The sequence below is a fragment of the Algoriphagus pacificus genome (assembly GCF_017254845.1).
Classification (GTDB): Bacteria; Bacteroidota; Bacteroidia; order Cytophagales; family Cyclobacteriaceae; genus Algoriphagus; species Algoriphagus pacificus.
Window position 1 is genome coordinate 14,694 of record NZ_JAFKCU010000007.1, and the last position, 16,319, is coordinate 31,012.

Annotated in this window: 14 protein-coding genes; 10 read left to right on the forward strand and 4 right to left on the reverse strand. The window is 39.0% G+C overall.

Going from position 1 to position 16,319, the window contains the following annotated elements:
- The gene (locus tag J0A69_RS19895; RefSeq protein WP_206588385.1) at positions 1-1,581 is read left to right on the forward strand and encodes a sulfatase-like hydrolase/transferase; all 1,581 of its coding nucleotides are present in this window, start codon (positions 1-3) and stop codon (positions 1,579-1,581) included.
- 125 nt (positions 1,582-1,706) lie between these two features.
- Here J0A69_RS19895 and J0A69_RS19900 read toward each other — a convergent pair whose 3' ends face one another.
- The 4 genes from J0A69_RS19900 to J0A69_RS19915 form a co-directional block, all read right to left on the reverse strand.
- Complete coding sequence (locus tag J0A69_RS19900; protein ID WP_206588386.1) at positions 1,707-3,092, reverse strand: sulfatase family protein; 1,386 nt, start codon at positions 3,090-3,092, stop codon at positions 1,707-1,709.
- A gap of 325 nt (positions 3,093-3,417) precedes the next feature.
- On the reverse strand, positions 3,418-4,953 hold the full coding sequence (locus J0A69_RS19905; RefSeq protein ID WP_206588387.1) for a DUF1593 domain-containing protein: 1,536 nt from the start codon (positions 4,951-4,953) through the stop codon (positions 3,418-3,420).
- A gap of 316 nt (positions 4,954-5,269) precedes the next feature.
- Entirely contained in the window at positions 5,270-6,181 is a 912-nt protein-coding gene (locus J0A69_RS19910) for a hypothetical protein (protein WP_206588388.1), read from the reverse strand.
- A gap of 197 nt (positions 6,182-6,378) precedes the next feature.
- Positions 6,379-6,672 carry a hypothetical protein gene (locus J0A69_RS19915; RefSeq protein WP_206588579.1) on the reverse strand — a complete coding sequence of 98 codons (294 nt, stop codon included), beginning with the start codon at positions 6,670-6,672 and terminating at the stop codon, positions 6,379-6,381.
- A gap of 413 nt (positions 6,673-7,085) precedes the next feature.
- Between J0A69_RS19915 and J0A69_RS19920 the strand changes: the two genes are divergently transcribed.
- The 9 genes from J0A69_RS19920 to J0A69_RS19960 all read left to right on the forward strand — a co-directional run bounded on the left by J0A69_RS19920 (position 7,086) and on the right by J0A69_RS19960 (position 16,297).
- Positions 7,086-7,877 (forward strand): sugar phosphate isomerase/epimerase family protein, encoded by a 792-nt coding sequence (locus J0A69_RS19920; protein ID WP_236033055.1) that lies wholly within the window; start codon positions 7,086-7,088, stop codon positions 7,875-7,877.
- Positions 7,878-8,174: 297 nt separating this feature from the next.
- Entirely contained in the window at positions 8,175-8,597 is a 423-nt protein-coding gene (locus tag J0A69_RS19925) for a hypothetical protein (RefSeq protein ID WP_206588389.1), read from the forward strand.
- Positions 8,598-8,686: 89 nt separating this feature from the next.
- Positions 8,687-9,001 (forward strand): hypothetical protein, encoded by a 315-nt coding sequence (locus J0A69_RS19930; protein ID WP_206588390.1) that lies wholly within the window; start codon positions 8,687-8,689, stop codon positions 8,999-9,001.
- A gap of 319 nt (positions 9,002-9,320) precedes the next feature.
- A complete protein-coding gene (locus tag J0A69_RS19935) occupies positions 9,321-10,400 on the forward strand; it encodes an alpha/beta hydrolase-fold protein (RefSeq protein ID WP_206588391.1) in 1,080 nt (359 codons plus the stop codon).
- 361 nt (positions 10,401-10,761) lie between these two features.
- On the forward strand, positions 10,762-11,829 hold the full coding sequence (locus tag J0A69_RS19940; protein WP_206588392.1) for a sensor histidine kinase: 1,068 nt from the start codon (positions 10,762-10,764) through the stop codon (positions 11,827-11,829).
- Positions 11,830-12,106: 277 nt separating this feature from the next.
- Complete coding sequence (locus tag J0A69_RS19945; protein ID WP_206588393.1) at positions 12,107-12,853, forward strand: DUF6090 family protein; 747 nt, start codon at positions 12,107-12,109, stop codon at positions 12,851-12,853.
- A 16-nt stretch (positions 12,854-12,869) separates the two neighbouring features.
- Positions 12,870-13,640 (forward strand): hypothetical protein, encoded by a 771-nt coding sequence (locus J0A69_RS19950; protein WP_206588394.1) that lies wholly within the window; start codon positions 12,870-12,872, stop codon positions 13,638-13,640.
- Positions 13,641-13,826: 186 nt separating this feature from the next.
- On the forward strand, positions 13,827-14,774 hold the full coding sequence (locus J0A69_RS19955) for an ornithine cyclodeaminase family protein (protein ID WP_206588395.1): 948 nt from the start codon (positions 13,827-13,829) through the stop codon (positions 14,772-14,774).
- Positions 14,775-14,869: 95 nt separating this feature from the next.
- Positions 14,870-16,297 carry a M20 family peptidase gene (locus tag J0A69_RS19960; protein ID WP_206588396.1) on the forward strand — a complete coding sequence of 476 codons (1,428 nt, stop codon included), beginning with the start codon at positions 14,870-14,872 and terminating at the stop codon, positions 16,295-16,297.
- Positions 16,298-16,319: the final 22 nt, after the last annotated feature.

Here is a 16,319-nt window from a genome sequence, read left to right on the forward strand (position 1 = left end):
ATGAAAAGATCAATAATCACAGTACTTTTTCTTGTACTATATTCAGTTTGCTACAGTCAAGAAAAAATCAGCGTTTTTGATGAAACGGTAGTGGTCAAAGACAATTTGGAACCCGTGATTCCAAGACCTTACCAAGAAAGCATTGCAGAAAAGAAACTTGCCTCGTTGGAAAGCCGAACCGGAACCAAACCTAACATTCTTATCTTTTTGGCAGATGACTTGGGATGGGGAGATATCGGCGTCAATGGTGGCGGTGTAGCAGTGGGGGCTCCCACTCCAAACGTAGATAAGCTCGCTCGAGAAGGCAAACAATTCAAGTCATTTTACTCCACGCCAACTTGTACCTCTTCTAGAGCGGCGATGCTTACAGGCAGACTTCCTATCCGTAGTGGCTTGACTCGTCCTCTTTTGAGTGGGGATAAGGTCTCCACCAACCCATGGGAGATCGAAGTTTCGCAGGCCAAGCTATTGGCCAAAGCAGGCTATAAATCAGCACTCATTGGAAAATGGCATATAGGAGAAGCCGAAAATATGCTTCCACATGAGGTAGGTTTTGATTATTTCTATGGACTACCTGCTGTACAATCTGACTACACACAATTTTTGGTTGAAAGACAGTATGCGGACATGATCCGCAACAAAGACCTACATGACAAAGCATTCCAATTGCAACCAGAAGGTTTGATCATGGGACATAAAGGTGGTCCCAGAGAAGTTGGATTTGAGATATCTACAATTGACGAATTAAGAATGATCGATGAAAAGTTGAAGGATGAATCCATCAAGTTCATCCAAGAAAATGCTGGAGAAAACCCATTCTTTCTGGTACACTCTTTCACCGCGATTCACAATGATACCTACTCAGGAAAAGACTTTATAGGAAAAAGCCCAGCTGCCATGCCTGTGAAAGATGCCATTGTAGAAATGGATGCTTATGTAGGTGAAATAATGGATGCTTTGGAAAAATCAGGACAGTTGGAGAACACGCTGGTTTTCTTTACTTCTGACAACGGTGCAAATGAAGACGTTTTTCCTGATTCAGGATACCATCCTTGGAGAGGTGGTAAGGGAACTACTTGGGAAGGTGGAGTGAGAGTTCCTGGAATCGCCTATTGGAAAGGAATGATTGAACCAGGTCAGGAAACCAACGAATTGATTGACCTGACCGACTTGTATATGATCTCTTTAAGGCTGGGAGGAGTGATAGACCAGCTTCCCTCCAATCTCTATTTTGATGGTATAGATCAAACCGCCTATCTGCTTGCAGAAAATGGCCATTCTCAAAGGCAAGCTGTTTTCTTGTGGAACAGCACAGATTTCTGCGCAGTGAGATGGAAAGATTATAAAGTACATTTCCAGATTTTTGAAACGCATGTGCCAAGAAGAAATTTAGATGCAACAACAATGACTAGAGTGGGAACCGCTCCTTGGGTATTCAATCTAAATGTAGATCCTAAAGAAATGAGCAGTGAGGGTCACCGTTATTTTGAATGGGGAATGCCTGCCGTCATCGCTTTTCAAAAAAGACACTTGGCAACCATGAAAAAATATCCAAATACTGATTTGGGATTGGGATTTTAAAGACTTATGACACTTTGGTAAAAATAAAAAAGGCAGTTCTATCATCCGTAGAACTGCCTTTTTACTTTTTTGACTTCCAGGTTTTTGGATAAGAATTTAGGGAAATATGAGGTTTACTTTTAAACCTACTTTACTTTCTCAGCTTCCAATTCGGCAGCTTGTCTTTCGAAGACCTCTCTCATTTCCTCTAGGATTTCTTTGAAATTTGGATTTTTCGCAAGGTTTTTTGTCTCCATGGGATCCTTTTCCAGATCATACAATTCCTCATGTGCCAAATCATCCTGGTATCGGAAATACTTCCATTGCTTGGTTCGTAATCCCTCACTTGCTGGAATGATATTCACTTTCCAAAGGTGCTCCACAATAAAATCTTTTCGCTCCAGCGCCGGGTTTTGCCCAATCACATAATCTGCTAGGCTGATCCCCTGCCAAGTGTTTGGAATTATCCCATTTGCAAATTCCAAGATCGTTGGAGCCACATCTATGTTCAAGGTAAAATCACTGATCGTGCGATGTCCGGGATTCCTTGGATCATAAATAATCAATGGCACCCGGATGGAATTATCATACATCAACCACTTTCCTGCGAGTTGACGCTCTCCCTGAAAATACCCATTATCCCCCATCAGGATGATGACTGTATTTTTATCCAGCCCTTTTTCTTCCAAGGTTTTACGGATTTTTCCAATCTCTAAGTCCACTTCCGAAATCATACGATAATAACCCTTCATGCTATGCTGAAACTTTTCAGGGGTATCGTATCTCCAATACCAGCGGGTTCGGTTCTCCCCTTTCTGAACATATTCAGGTTGTGCTTCAAAATATTTTTTACTGCTCAAAGGAGCTTTTGGAAACTTAAATTCCTCGTACAAATGATCCACATCCTCTGTCCAGAAGTATTGATCTTCGGCTGGGTCATGGGCATGAGGTGCGGAAAAACTCAAAGACAACATAAATGGCTGATCAGACGATGAATTCCTGATAAACTCCTGAGCTTGATAGGAAGTGTATTTGGTCAAATGGACTGAATCGCCATTGATGGTTTTGTAAAAATAGCCTCTGCGATCTGGATATTGCACATCTCGATCGTAGCTATCTCCTTGGTCAAAGAGATTTTCAAATCCTGAATACCTAACCCCAAACTTTCCAAAAAACCCGGTTTTGTAACCTGCTTTTTTAAGCTGATTTGGATAGGAATTAGCTGCATAAGCTTCTTGGAGTTCATTTGGCCCAAAAGTATAGCCATGAGTTCGTTCATACAGTCCTGTCAATAGCGAAGCTCTGCTCGCTGCGCAAATAGGAGTGGTAACAAAAGCATTTTTGAAGTAAATTCCCTCTCCTGCCAAACGATCCATTTCCGGCGTTTGGATGATTTCATTTCCCGAAAAACCCAAGGCATCCCAACGCTGATCATCGGTGAGGATAAAAATGATGTTTGGATTTTCGCTTTGGGCAAAGAGAGAAAAGGCAAAAGAAAAAACGATACTAAATAAGAAAAAGGCTTTTTTCATGGGGTTATTGCTAGGAGTTATTCTGCAAGAAAGAGGTAAAAACCGATTAACTATCCTGCTCAAAGGGGATTGGGATTTACGAAAGACGAAGTACGATTGACGAATTACGAAATGGGGAATGAGGAATTAAGAATGTAGAATTAGGAATGAAAAATGAGGAATTAGGAATTTGCCCAAGTTCCTGTCTTCACGAACGCTAATCTTCACCCTTCGATTTCGAGACTCTCTTCTCTCAAGTGCTCAGGGTGACATTACTAAATTTAACAACCTCCTTCTTCCCAACTTCCAACCTCCTACTTCCTTGCTTCCCAGCTTCCCAGCTTCCCTACTTCCCCACCTCAACTACAAATCTCTGATATCTTGTCATCGGATGAACTCCATTATCAGTTACTTCTGCAATAACATGGAGTTGGCCGAGAGAGCTAGGATCTAAGGAAACGGTCACTTGATTTCCATCCACACTGAGTGTTGCGTCTCCCAGATAGGTTCCCACTTCCTGATAGATCCAAAACTTAGTTTCCAATTCATCTCCATCCGGATCTGAAGTTTCTACCTGCAAAGTCAAACTTTCACCTGCCTTGGCATTTACCTGATTGGAACCAACAGCTTTTACTATAGGAGAATGGTTAGCATCCGCATAATCCATCACACACCAATCTGCTCTGGCCGCAAAATCCTGCTGAATCGCCTTCACCCAACGGATTTGGGGGTAGGTAGCATCCAACTTTTCTGTAAAAGGATTGTAATCCAAGACGTTTTGCCCGTCTTCCCAACGGTTAGGTAGCGAGTCAGACTGCTCCAATCTTCCTCCCCATCCACCCCATTCGGGATGATTGAGGTTATTCAATCCCACATCGATCAAATGCAGATAGGCCGGTGAGTCACCTTCTGAAATAAAGTCATAGACACCAAAAGTACCCCATTGTGCATTTTCCAACTTGGTCGGATCTCCATGGATATGTTCATCATCTCCTTCCTGCTTTTGCCCATCTCCATAGCTGTAATATTGCTTCAATAAAGGCCCGTGATTGTTGATGATTTCATTGCCCATAAATTCTCCTTCAAAAAGGTAATGTTGGGATTCTGGAACGGCCCTTTTCCAGGCGTATGCAAAACACCAAAACTGACTGGAATTGTAGAAAATCTTCAGATCCGGCCAGTTGGGAGCAATGTATTTTCTATAGGTCGCATCCTGATCCAAAATCGCATAGATGATCGCCTTATCAATTACCTTTTTATAAATAGCTTCCCATTCCGGTTTGTCTTTGTATTCATCTTCAATGGACTTCAAAGCCCGGGCAATGGTATTCGTACCACCCCAAACCTGCAGATACAGCGGTTCCTGATTATCATCCAATAATTTGGCTTTGATAAAATCCGAACCCTCGGTATCCTCTTCCATTTCCCCTTCAAAATCAATATTCCCAACTTTGACTAGGCTTTCCAGATATTCCGCTGTTGGAAAGCCTTCTGCATGCTGACTGAGTTTCGGATAAACTTCCCCATAGGCATCCAGCAAGGGATCCATCCACTTCACTCCCGGCCAACGCAGATCTGGGATAGCACCATACATAGTTTTGGTCATTTCCATTTCGGAGGTGAAAAGCGTGCCTTTTCCATCGCCTTTGTAATGCCACATGGAACTGCTGATTACCAGACCCTCGATCTGAAACTCATTGGCATAAAGCAGCATTCGGATAAAAGAATCCACATCGTCAATCTCCCCATCTGTAGTGACAATGGTTCTGGGTTTGCTGATCTCTGGACTTGTTTCTTCAAGAACTTCAGGTTTCTGCTCACAGGAACTCAGAACTAAAAAAAGAAAAAAAGCAAAGAAGGAGTAGCAAGGGAATGACTTCATTAGGCTTGGGTTTAATGGAAGTTCAAAATAGGAAAGCTAGCTGGAAAATCAATCTCTGAACCAAAAGGTATTGAAATGTAATGGCTAATAAGACCAACGAAGGGGAAGTTTAAGGCAAAATACCCTGTACTGGGTATTATGAGGGGAATGAGTTGGGATATTGGTATTGAACAAAGAAATTGTCTTGCTTTTGATTTAATTGAAAGAATATTAAACCAATTAAAAAATGGTTAAGCGATAAGAGTGGAATTACAAATCCCTCATAGTATAAACCGATATTTGACTTCGCCCAAGATGGGGATATCATTTTGAAAAATCATTGGGAACTCGGGTAGCTATTACTTGAAAAACAAGCCATTTGTAGATTACTTAATCGTTTATTCTTATTTACTAGCGCTATTCTTTCATTATCATATTCGAGAAATAAAGATGTTTTCTCTTCATAATCATGTCCATTTAGATTTTTTTTTACAAGATACAAGTTGGTTGGATTTTGATTAAAGCTATTCTTGTAATCTTCCAAAATTGTTTGAATATCCATCCTTGCATCTTCAATTATCTTAGAAATCATATCTCTAATTTGGATATGGCAGTTATTTAAACACTCTATATACTTTCTTAACAAGAAAATTAAATCAATTTTATCATCAAATTTTGAAAGAATTCCTCTCTTAAATCTCGAGTTTTCAATTAAAAAAGATTTCAAAGCCCAAATAGAAATTGAATACTCATTTCTAATTAAATCACCTACTTTCAAATTATTTGCTTGAAAGGAAACACTGTGAACAGCTTGACCACCGTGTTGTGTATGATTTCTCAATGCTTCCATAAACTGATACTCTAAATAATTATCAAATTCATTAGAAAATATAATCTTAGTTTCATTTAACAATCCACTATTTCCTAAACAATTGCGGACATGACTTGGAGCTTGGTCCTGATACATTTTTATACTACTCAAAAGATTTAAAAACAACCTATTCATTGTATTCCGCAAATCATTTGATTCTTTATAAACATCATTTCTCAAAAAATACTTTTCTATTGTCCTTGATATAATTTCATTTTCAAGAACCAAATAATTAGATAAAAAAGCATCATACTTTTCTTCTAAATACATCGCTTCTAGGAGCTGAGATTTAGATTTTTTTAAAGAATTATATCTTTCTTCACTTAGAACGAGCTGATTATTTGAATAATCTCTTTTTAGAAAAAATCTCTTATCCATCGTATAAATTAGAATGTATGTTTCGAATTTCGTGAAAAATTCAGGATAAAACTTAGCCCCACCTATTTTAACCATCTCGACCGGCTGTCTTGATGCAATTGGTTTAATATCATTACCAATAATCAACCTAATTCAGACTTGCCGGATATATTAAACCGTGTTAGCTAGGATGTAGTCTAGCACTGGACCTAAACTCTCTATTTCTTTTCTTCGTCTGCGTTGCTATAAAGGTTGTTTTCTTCATCTTCAGAGCCGATTCTTTCCTGCTCGTCGTCTAATTCACTTCCTGGAACGTCCAATTGATCACCTGAAAAATCGACTTTCCTTTTTCTTTCTATTAATTGCTCATCATCTCCACCATCATGACTCAGATTTGCATCTTTTGGCCCCAAAGCCTGTAGATCTTCCTTCGTCACTTTAGCTTCTTTTGCTAGTTCTTCGGCGGTTTTATCTTTAGAATTCTGTGGGTTTTGTGCTTTATTCGTTTTCATGATATTTCGTTTTTCTTATATAGATGCAACTTGCCTGCCTTTCAGTGGCTAGTCCAAGGAAAAAACCATCAATCCCATTTTAAGAGGAATAAGAGCAATTAAGTAATCTGGTAAAGCATCGAAAAAATGGTATAACACTAAAGTTGATGTGAATAAATCTGCCCAAAATGGGCAGTTGAGCCTGTTATGGATGTTAAAAAGTTGATAGGTGAAAGCCTTTTTGATTCTACTCCTGAAGAAATAAGATTGGAATTGCTTCCCTAAAGATGACCTTCGTTGTCAAAGAAAACGATTCCGTAGTCTTGGAGAATCTCAAGACCTCTCTTTGGCTTGCATTTGCTAAATTGGATGACAATAACTCCTAAAATGACATTATGAAAACCTTATTAACCCTTTTATTTGCATTTTCCCTGATGGTTTGCAAAGCCCAGGAAAGCAGACCAGGACCGCAGCTTCCACCTGAAACCGGTGAAACATTCAAAGTAGGAATTGCCGGCTATACCTTCGTGAAATTCGACCTGGATAAGACACTGGAAACTTTGAAGGCCTTGGATGTGCATTATCTATGCATCAAAGATTTTCATTTGCCGATGGCAAGTACTGATGCCGAAATTGCTGCTTTTCATGAGAAGCTGAAAGCCCATGATATCACAGGATATGCTGTTGGTCCGATCTATATGAAATCCGAAGCAGAAATTGATCGAGCGTTTGATTATGCAAAACGAGTTGGGGTAAAGCTGATTGTGGGTGTGCCCAATGTGGAACTGCTTCCCTATGTAGATAAAAAGGTGAAGGAATATGACTTTAAGTTCGCCATCCATTTGCACGGACCAGATATCAATATCTACCAAGATGCTGACGATGTTTGGAATCATACCAAAGATCTCGATCCTAGAATTGGGATGTGCCTGGATATTGGACATGACACAAGAAATGGCAAAGACCCTGTTGCTGATATGGAAAAATATCATACCCGCGTATTTGATATGCACATCAAGGATGTGACAGGACCGACAAAACAGGGATATTCACTCGAAGTAGGCCGTGGGATCATCGACTTTCCTTCTATGGTTCGAATGATCAGAAAAGTTGGCTATACTGGAGTTTGCAGTCTGGAACACGAGCGAAATATGGATAATCCGTTTATGGGAATAGCCGAATCGCTCGGGTATTTCCGTGGAGTTATTGAGACAACCAAGGAATAGCTTCCGAATTGATCACCCTTTTAAGAAGGCTGAATTCTAAAGAGTTCAGCCTTTTTTTTGTTTTGGGATTTCTAATCTTGTCCAATGCTTTCATATTTTTTTGGCTAGAATTTGTTTTGTCTTTACCACTATCAACAGCAGTTTCTAACCACGCCTAGCGCAGAATTCTTTTAGTAAAATTTGCCAAAATTGAATATCCCATTAGGATTTTTTCAGGATCTATATAAGCTAATAATCCAGAACTTTAATAAGGTAAAAGTATCAGGGATTTTATAAATCAATTTAAGGGACTCAATTATGAAGAAACTCGTTCTTATTTTCGCAATACTCTTTTCTTCTTTTTTTGAGCTTATTGCTCAAACCCAAGACACCAAGTTTTTAATTGAAGAATACATTAAGCAAAGTGAAAGGCAGAAAAAGACTGCTACAATCTTAATGGGCGCAGGTGGTGGCGCTATTGCACTCAGTTTTCTATTAGCTCTAACAGCAGATGATTGGAATAGTCCAGGTTTTGAAGGAGGGGTTTTTCTCTTCTTCGCAGGATCGGCAACTGTATTAATTGGCATACCAATTATTGTCAGTTCTGCGGCCAATGCCCGAAAGGCAGGACGACTGAGTTTGGAATTAAATTCAGCAAGAGTTTTAAACCCAGAGAATCCCCCAAAGACGATTTACCCTGCTTTAAAAATTTCTCTTCCACTCAACTCCTCAAGACGATGAAATATTTATTCATAGCATTATTGATTATTGGAATCATATTCCAATCTAGCGCTCAATCAGAAAACTCGACTAGCGAACAAACTAGGTTAATGGAAAAAAGTGACGACCAATACACCGGAGGCTTGATTTTTCTTGGTACTGGCACGGCGTTAATTGTAACCGCACTGGTAATACCTAACAAATATGATTATTATGAAGGAACAAATAATGGTAGACTAATTTCTATTTTAGCTTGGACAGGTACACTTGCAGTAATTACAAGCGTACCCTTGTTTTTAAGTGCTGGGCAAAATGCAAGGCTTGCTGCCAGATTATCCCTTCAAAATCACAGCTTGTACCAACCTATTCCTCTTGGGCAACCTTACCCAAATATTCCATCCTTAAGCTTGAAAATCCCTCTTTGAGGATTTTTTATAAAAATCTGAAATCTAAACCATCTTGTAATAGACAAAGAATCAATCTTAGGTCTATAAAGGCTGAATTCTAAAGAGTTCAGCCTTTTTCTATTGAAATCTCTCCCATGTGTGCGGTATAAACTTTACCTAATACAGGCACTGAGTAAGAAATGTAGAATAATAAATGATGGATGTTGAATTATGTATAGAGAAGTAAAGGTGCCCTACTTAAAAATTAGAGCAAAAGAAAATTCAGAACCATCTAAAACATAAGAAATTAAATGTTGAAATTAGGATAGGTTCAGTGATTCTTTAATATCATTTCAACATGAAAAAGATTGTATTCAGCTTTTTGCTACTCTGCATTTCATTCGCCGGTATTGCTCAAGGGAAACTTGAAAGAAGGGAGTTTGTAGCTGCTTCCTTGGAAAACAATCCCGCCGGAGAAGATCCCCTGCGTCAATTATCAATCTACCTGCCCCCGGATTATGAAAATGGAACTCAGCGCTATCCGGTAATTTATGTTTTGCATGGCTATGGTGGTACTGACAGTCTGATGATGAATGTTTGGATTGATTTTAAGCCTTTGCTGGATGAAGCAATCAAGACTGGTAAAATGCGCCCCATGATTGTGGTTGCACCAAATAGTATGACCCATATGCAGGGGAGTTTTTACACCAATTCAGCTGCGTCGGGAAATTGGGCAGACTATATCGGAAAAGATGTTGTCCAATACATGGATGCCAATTTCAGAACCATTCCAGAGCGGGAAAGCAGAGGACTTTGTGGGCATTCGATGGGAGGAAACGGCGCACTAAAACTAGGGATGCTTTATGCAGATACTTTCAGCGCGGTTTATGCACTCAGCCCAGCTGTTCTAAATTGGTATGGAGACTTATCGCTTTCCAGTCCGGCCTTCAAGCGCATCAGCCAACTGAAAACTCAAGATGCCATCCTCAAGGGCATTTTTGAAACAGATGAGACAGGTTATTTCAATGGTTTTTTTGCGGCGGTTTTTACTGCTATGGCACAGGTTTATTCACCTAATATTTCAAACAAGGAGTTGTGGGCCGACTTCCCTGTTTCTTACATAGGAGACAGTGCGGTTTATGATTCGGATGTAATACAAAAATGGGATTCAGAGTTTCCCTATAATATGATCGACGATCATCTCCCGCAGTTAAGGAGCCTTACAGCTTTGAAAATGGACTGGGGGCGAAATGAGGAGTTTTCTCATATACCTTTCACCAGCATGCAGTTCAGCAAGAAATTAGAGTCCTACAAAATCAAGCATTTTGCTGAAGAATACATCGGAGATCATGGGAGTATGTTGGATGGATTTGAGGGGAGGGTTTATACTGAGCTCTTGCCGTTTTTTGATCAGTATTTGAAGTTTCAAAAACCTTAAAGTGAAATATTCCTGTCATTTCAATTAAAGATTATTTAGTCCTACAAAGGAAAATGAAAGACTTTAAACTGAAATTTATCCTTGTCAAAATTTATCATTTCCCGCAATCCTATTATACTTTGAGCAACTCAAAATCCAAAGTTTCAAGGTGAATCATAATTTTTAAAATTCTTGTCAAAAAAATCAGAGGCAAATCAATTGAAATTGAATTTATCTGAAGATATTCGCGCGCTAAATCGAAGATTACTAAGCTATTGAATCAAATCAGGTGAACAAATCTTATCGGTTGGAGTCTATTTCTAGCATTTATTTCAACGCATAAGATTCAATCCTTGGGATTGATCATTAAAATTTGATTCACATGAATTGGATAGCAAGTCTAAAAACCAAATCCATCAATCTTCCAGCGGCACTTTTCATTATTTTACTGATTGGTTTTATTGACTACATGACGGGTGATGAGTTTGCCTTTTCATTTTTCTATCTATTACCCATCGCTGCTTTATCTATTTCTCCCAAGACCAATGTTTCTGCAATTATATTTTGTTCGGTTTTGGCATCCATCGAATGGTTTGTATCTGAATACCTGACCAGAGAATATACGATGCTATTCTTTCCTATCTGGAATGCAGGTGTGCGCTTGTTTTTCTTCGTTTCCATTGGCCTGCTTTTATACTACCTCAAAGCAAATGAAACGAAGCTCATCTCTCTCAATTCCCATCTGAAAGCTATTAACAACGAAAAAAACAAATTTATCGGAATAGCTGCACACGATATTAAAGGGCCACTGGGAATCATTCAAGCCTTTTCGGAAATCCTAGTGGAAGATTATAAAGAGGAGTTGAAACCTGAGGTTATTGAGATTGTGGAAATCATCAAAAAGACCAGTACTGATAGCATTACTGTCGTGCGAAACCTCTTGGATGTTTCAAAAATTGAATCTGGAAAATTGGCTTTAACCTACAAAACCCAAGACTACATTCCATTTATCAATAACCAGGTACACATCAACCAAATCTTGGCTAAGAATAAGGACATTGAAATCAAGCTTCTTGCCCCTACTGAATCTGTAATGGTGGATTTTGACGAGCATTATTTCAGTGAGGTGATCGGAAACCTGCTTTCCAATGCCATCAAATATTCCAATCGAAATACAGAAATCACTGTGAAAGTCAGCCTTCCAAATCCTAATCAATTGCTGACAGAAGTGCTGGATAATGGAATAGGGATATCGGAAGCAGAGCAGCAAAACCTGTTCAATTATTTCCAAAAGACAAGTTCCCGACCAACAGAAGGAGAAGAAAGTACAGGTTTGGGTTTGGCTATTTCCAAACAAATCATCAGCCTTCACCAAGGTCAAATCGGCGTCAAAAGTGCTAAAAACCAGGGCTCCAACTTCTACTTTAGCATTCCTTTGAAAAAGTCCTAAATCTGATTCTTCTCTCTAGGAAGAGAATAAGCCTTGGCTTTTACTTTTATAATATTGAAATCCTTTCTTTTTGAAATTACTTCCCTGTGCTATTGTCTCGGAAAGGCATACTTAGCATATTGTAAACCAAACAATTAGAAAACCCAATGTTTTTTGGGTTTTGAAGCTGAAAGAAAGGATGAGATTTAAAAGATCATTCATCCCACTTCGATCTTGTTTTTTATTGCCCGATTGCCACCTTATGATAAATTTTTTCAGAAAAATCCGCCAAAAAATAATGAGTGATAACATTGCAAATCGACCCGCTGGAAAACTCAGCAAATACCTTCTTTATGCATTTGGTGAAATCATCTTGGTGGTCATTGGAATATTGATAGCCTTACAGATCAATAATTGGAATGAAGAGAGAAAAAACAACTTGGAAGAAATCGCAATTCTAGAAAGTCTCGATAAAAATCTAATTCTTGCTCAAAAGCAGTCCAAAACCTTAGTCACTTCTGAGAAGGATACAAAGAAAATCCTGCTTTTGGTTTTAGGCTTGGATTCTCTCCAATCCGATTTTAGCGAGCAACCAATTACTGATAAGTTATTCAAAGATGCCTTTTGGAATTTGGAAAATGATATTCCTGTCATCAATACCTATACAGATCTCAAAAACACCAATAAACTGGTACTTATCAAAAATCAGCAAATCAAAGAGAAATTCACCAGCTTGGAAGTGAATTTAAATGAATTAAAAGGGATGCTTGAAGATCGCTTAAACGTGCAGCAGATTCGAATTGATGTAATCGCTGAAAACGAGATCAATTTTATCCCACTTATCAAATCTGCCATCCCTTCCATTGTCATCAAAGAAGAAAAGCAAAATGATTACGCACAAATTCTTACTGACCGGCGAATAAGAAATCTTTTAGGGATCAAATTGAATATGACTGAAGATGTTTTGGACTACCGGGAGAATCTTGACAAAGATATCAGCGAGTTGACCATGCTGATTGAATCAGAACTACAAAAAAATCAATAAGAGAAAGACAGCTATCATGATCAATTTCTTTAGAAAACTCCGACAAAAAATATTGGCAGAAAACTTATCCAGTTTAAAGTCAGGCAAATTTGGCAGGTATTTGATTTATGCAATTGGAGAAATTTTACTGGTAGTAATCGGTATCCTGATAGCACTTTACATAAACACGAGCAGAGAAGATTTTTTAAAAGAGCAATACACAGCGAGTGTATTTGAACAAATCCAAAAAGACCTTCAAAATGATAACTTAAAACTGATTCAGGATATTGAAAAAATCGAAACTACTAATCGATTTATCCTCGATATGCTTGGAAATAAAATTCCAGATTCCTTTTACGCCAGCATTGATTCGATCTCATATGATGATGACAAAATCAGACCCATCCGGAGCTTGTGCACTGATTTTATTGCTTTTCTCCCAAATACAAAAGGATACGATTTACTCAAAATGCTAAACAACCAGGAATTGGTCAACGACTCATTGACCAATGACATCATCAGTTATTATTCCAAGCTGGAAACTGTTCTGCCAGAATATAATAAAGTTACTGTTGAGATTTCAAAAAGGAACATCCATGAATACAAGCAGTATGATTGGTTTGAAAACTGGGCTATCGGAACATATGATCCGGGCTTTATCGAATATCTCAAAGAAAATAAGGACAATAAAAAGAGGCTTGCCGAATTCTATTCCTACAATTCCGTTAATGAAACCTATTGGAAAGAACTGAAGCAAACCACGGATGAACTGATCAAAAGGATTGAAGAAAAAAATGTAACTCCCTGAAGATTATAACTACAACTTGAAAATTTGGATAATTGATTCATTTCAAGGCTAAAATGAGTTTCTTCAATTTTTATATTGTGACATTTTTTTTGACTTCAAAATTTGATTCAGTATCGAAAGTTCATTGCCTCCTTAATTTCCAGAAATTCCCGAACTTCAACCTTTCATATTATTTAATCCACCACCATGCTTATTATTCCAGATGCCGAGATCATCCAATTACTCGATTACAAAAAACTGATTGAAGCACTAAGAGAAATTTTTCAAACTGATTATACCATGCCCGTCAGGCATCATCATTTTTATAAAACGGCAGAAGGCGATGAAAACACTTTGATTTTGATGCCTGTTTGGAACAGCCAGTTCATGGGCATGAAGCAAGTGACGGTGGCTCAGGCAAATGCCTCTAAAAACATGCCTTCTATTTTTGCACAATACATCCTCAGTGATGCAACAACTGGCCAGCCTTTGGCAATGATGAATGCAACGGAATTAACAGCTAGAAGAACTGCTTGCACCTCAGCTTTGGCCGCATCTTTTTTATGTAAAGAGGATGCCGAAAATCTTTTGATTGTTGGAGGCGGAAAAGTTGCCCAGCATCTGATTCAGGCACATTTGGCTGTCAGGAATTTTAAAAAAGTTAGTGTCTGGATGCGAAATCCCTCCAAGCTTGAGGCATTCATAGCTAGTTTGAAGGAGCAGGGGATTCCCGCTGAGGCTGTTACTAATTTAGAAGAATCAGCTCGTCAAGCGGATTTGATTTCATGCGCTACACTCTCCAAAACTCCAATCATCAAAGGAGAATGGATCAAGCCAGGAACCTACATGGATATGATTGGTTCCCATAAACCTGACACCAGAGAAACCGACGATGATGCAATTCGCAAGAGTTCTATTTTCGTGGACTCAAGAGCAGGAGCCTTACACGAAACAGGGGAACTAGCACTTCCAATTGCAGCTGGAATCATCTCAGAAAAAGATGTCAAAGCTGATATAGTGGAATTAGTAAAGGGCATTCACCCTGGAAGAACTTCCGCTCAAGAAATAACACTTTTCAAATCTGCCGGCCTAGCGATCGAAGATCTTGCTGCAGCGCTTCTGGTTTATAAAAGTTTGAATACCAACCCAGTTTAAAAAAAATATCAACAGGAGAATTTTTACGAAAAGCCATAGGGAAAGGCGCTTTGTATTCTTTTTAGTTTAAATTATAATCGAAAAACCACCACCCCATGAAAAAAATCTTTCTTGGCTTGCTTATTCTTCTCATAGGATTAGCAGCCATCTTGCTTATCAATACGTTTCGATTCACATCCAAGCAGGTGGAGCCGGAACCTATAGAACCTGTGAGCTTCTCTGATCAGGTATTCGAAAATCTCTCCAAAGCTATCACTTACCAGACTATCTCTGTAAGTGAAGATGCTATTCCTGATTCAGCTGCATTCTTTGGTTTTCATCGCTTTTTGGAAGAAACTTTTCCATTAACCCATGCAAATCTTACGTTGGAGAAAATCAACACCTACAGTCTTCTATACAAGTGGGAAGGTTCGTATCCATCCAAAAAACCAATCATCATGATGTCCCATCAAGATGTGGTGCCTGTAGATCAACCTACGCTTGGTGACTGGGAAGCAGCTCCATTTGAAGGAAAAATCACCGATACGCATATCATCGGTAGAGGAACGATGGATGACAAAAGTACTTTGATCGCCGTGCTTGAATCAGTTGAAAGACTACTTTCTGAAAATTTTAAGCCTACGCGAACCATTTACATCGCTTCAGGACATGATGAAGAAGTGGGTGGCGGAAAAGGTGCAGCAAAAATCGCTGAGCATCTGAAAGCTCAAGGAGTTCAGGCAGCAATGACTATGGATGAAGGCGGTTTTATTGCCGAAGGAATGGTTCCCGGTGTAGACGTACCTGTAGCCATGATTAATTTAGGAGAAAAAGGATTTGCCTCTTTCCGCTTGATCGTGGAAACAAAGGGAGGCCATAGCTCCGCGCCTCCACGGGAAAACACAATCGGGATGTTAGCCCAAGCCATCGTAGATCTGGAAAACAATCAGTTGCCTTACAAACTTGTACCTCCTATCGATTCTCAATTGGAATATATGGGTCCTGAACTCCCTTTTATGACCCGACTTGCATTTGCAAACCCTTGGCTATTCAAAAAGCAGCTTTTGGAAGGGCTTAATGCTCATACAACCACTGCACCTACGATTATTGATGGAGGGGTAAAAAACAATGTTATCCCTACTGTTGCGGAGGCAACGATAAATTTTAGAATCCTTCCAGGAGAAACTATAGAATCTGTTCAAGCCCATATCGAATCTGTTATTTCAGATAAAGTAAAAGTGGAGCCAGTGGGATTTCTTACTGATCCTCCACAAGTTTCCACCGTAAATTCAGAAGCTTATAAAACGCTGGAAAAGACAATTCGTAGCCTTCATCCAAACACTGTGGTAGTACCTGGATTACTAGGAGGAGCTACGGATTCCCGGTATTTCTATTCAGTTTCGGAAGAGGTTTATCGCTTTTATCCTATGCGGGTGGACTCTGAGTCCATGACGAAATTCCATGGTATCGATGAAAAAATAAGTAAGTCAAACTATCTGGAAATCCTTCAATTCAGCTATCAGCTTATCAAGAATTTCAATTGATTTTTAATGCTGTCAATAAAAT